Source organism: Sulfuricaulis sp., from assembly GCF_049587675.1.
Lineage (GTDB): Bacteria > Pseudomonadota > Gammaproteobacteria > Acidiferrobacterales > Sulfurifustaceae > Sulfuricaulis.
In genome coordinates this window covers 1-2,136 of sequence record NZ_JBAVEJ010000255.1, presented here as the reverse complement: position 1 = coordinate 2,136, position 2,136 = coordinate 1, and the positions used below count along the sequence as shown (strand labels likewise).

2 protein-coding genes are annotated in these 2,136 nt (G+C 63.7%); one reads left to right on the top strand and one right to left on the bottom strand.

The window, feature by feature from the left end:
* A partial coding sequence (gene pip / locus WB402_RS13470) for a prolyl aminopeptidase (RefSeq protein WP_424208706.1) occupies window positions 1-775 on the top strand: 775 nt, incomplete at its 5' end.
* Between the two features lie 19 nt (window positions 776-794).
* On the opposite strand, the gene WB402_RS13465 is transcribed toward pip, so the two are convergent.
* On the bottom strand, window positions 795-1,880 hold the full coding sequence (locus WB402_RS13465) for an IS630 family transposase (protein ID WP_424208704.1): 1,086 nt from the start codon (window positions 1,878-1,880) through the stop codon (window positions 795-797).
* Window positions 1,881-2,136: the final 256 nt, after the last annotated feature.

Genomic DNA, 2,136 nt, shown 5'->3' with positions numbered 1-2,136 from the left:
GGCCTATCGCATCATCGTGTACGACCAGCGCGGCGCCGGTCGATCGACCCCGCTGGGGGAACTCCGGGACAACACGACACCGCATCTCGTCGCGGATCTGGAGGCGCTAAGAGGCCAACTCGGCGTCGAGCGGTGGCTGGTGTTCGGGGGCTCGTGGGGCTCCACGCTTGCACTGGCGTACGCCGAGGCGCATCCGGAACGCTGCATCGGCCTCGCGTTGCGTGGGATCTTCCTGTGCCGCCGGTCCGAGATCGACTGGTTCCTGTACGGCCTTCGGGCCATCTTCCCGGAGGCGTGGGACCGTTTCGCGGGATTCCTTCCGGAGCGGGAACGCGGCGATCTGCTCGCAAATTACCATCGACGGCTCGTCGATCCCGATCCTGCGATCCATATGCCCGCCGCGCGGCACTGGAGCGTCTATGAGGGTTCGTGTTCTACGCTGCTGCCCTCGGAGGAAACGGTGCGTTATTTCGCGGACGACGTGGTTGCGCTCGGGTTGGCGCGCATCGAGGCGCACTATTTCATGCACGACATCTTTCTTCCCGAGAACGCCTTGTTGGCGGATGTGGAACGCGTCGCGGCAATCCCCGGCCTCATCGTCCAGGGGCGGTACGACGTAGTCTGTCCGATCGTCTCCGCCCACGAGCTTGCCGCCGCGTGGCCGCGAGCACAATACCGGATCGTTCCCGACGCGGGGCACTCCGTCTGGGAGCCGGGCATCTGCGCCGCGTTGGTTGCGGGTTGCGACCGCTTCAAGGAGACCCTGCGGTTCTAGCGCGACGCCAGCGTCACCGCTAGTGTAGTGCTTCGTTCTGTTTGGAACTTAAATTCCGATTTGCGCGAATCACCTTGGCGAGGATGTCGTGTGCCTTGGCGGTCCAGACAAAGGGCTTGGGATCTTTGTTATGCACGGTGATGTACGCTTTGATGGCGGCGGTCAGTTCCGGGACGCTGCGAAACACGCCGTTGCGCAAGCGCTGGGTCGTGAGATCGCGGAAGAAGCGCTCGACCATGTTGAGCCAGGAGGCCGAGGTCGGGGTGAAATGCACATGGAAACGCGGGTGCTTGGCCAGCCATTCCTTGACCTTCGGATGCTTGTGGGTCGCGTAGTTGTCGCAGACCAGGTGAAGGGACTTGTCTTGCGGCGTTTCACGGTTGATCTGGCGCAGGAAGTCGAGCCACTCGATGTGGCGATGGCGCTGCTCGCAGCGCGAGATGACCGTGCCGTCGAGGGTATTCATCGCCGCAAACAGCGTGGTGGTGCCGTTGCGCTTGTAGTCGTGGGTCATGGTGGCGGCACGGCCAGGCTTCATCGGCAGGCCCGGCTGGGTGCGATCAAGGGCCTGCACTTGGCTCTTCTCGTCGCAACACAGCACCAGCGCGTGCTCAGGCGGAGACATGTACAGACCGACGATGTCTTCGAGCTTCTCGACGAACTGGGGATCACGCGACACCTTGAAGCGCTTGATCCGGTGCGGCTTCAAGCCGCGCGCCTTCCAAATGCGCTGGATCGTGGTGTCGCTCACGCCCGCCACCGCCGCCAGCGTGCGCGTACTCCACTGGGTCGCACCCTCCGGTTGGGTCTGCGTGGTCAGGCGCACGATCTCCGCCGGATCCACCTTGGGCTTGCGCCCGCCGCGCGGCAAATCCTGCTCGATCGCCTTGAGTCCGCCCACCGCGTAGCGCTCACGCCAGCGTCCTGCTTGAATCCGGCCAACGCCGAGAGTCTCGCCAATCTCGTGGTTGTCCAGCCCATCGGCGGCCAGCAGCACGATGCTCGCGCGTCGCGCCAGACGCACTTCCGTCGTATTCGAATGCGCCAGCTTCAGCAGCTTCTCCCGCTGCGCATCGTCCAGTTCAATGGCACTTGCCTTTCGCATCACCGCCTCCAAGGTGCATCGTCCATACCTTGGAGTCGGCAGGTGATAACTAGTTCCACTAAATACGAAGCACTACACTAGCTAGTTGTGCCGAAGGGTACTACGTGCCTGCGGCCCGGCCCGCCAGACTGGTCGCCGCCCTCGAAGCGCTTACCGCCCGGGTGCTCGATGTGCACCCCAAGTGCTGGCAGCCCCCAGTTGATCGCATTTGTGCTGCCGGCTCAATGATTCAGCACCGGCCAACTCCGGACGGTCG

What these genes read in the sequence shown, in the direction of transcription:
- WB402_RS13465 (WP_424208704.1), bottom strand. Translation starts at nt 1,880, where the DNA reads ATGCGAAAGGCAAGTGCCATTGAACTGGACGATGCGCAGCGGGAGAAG.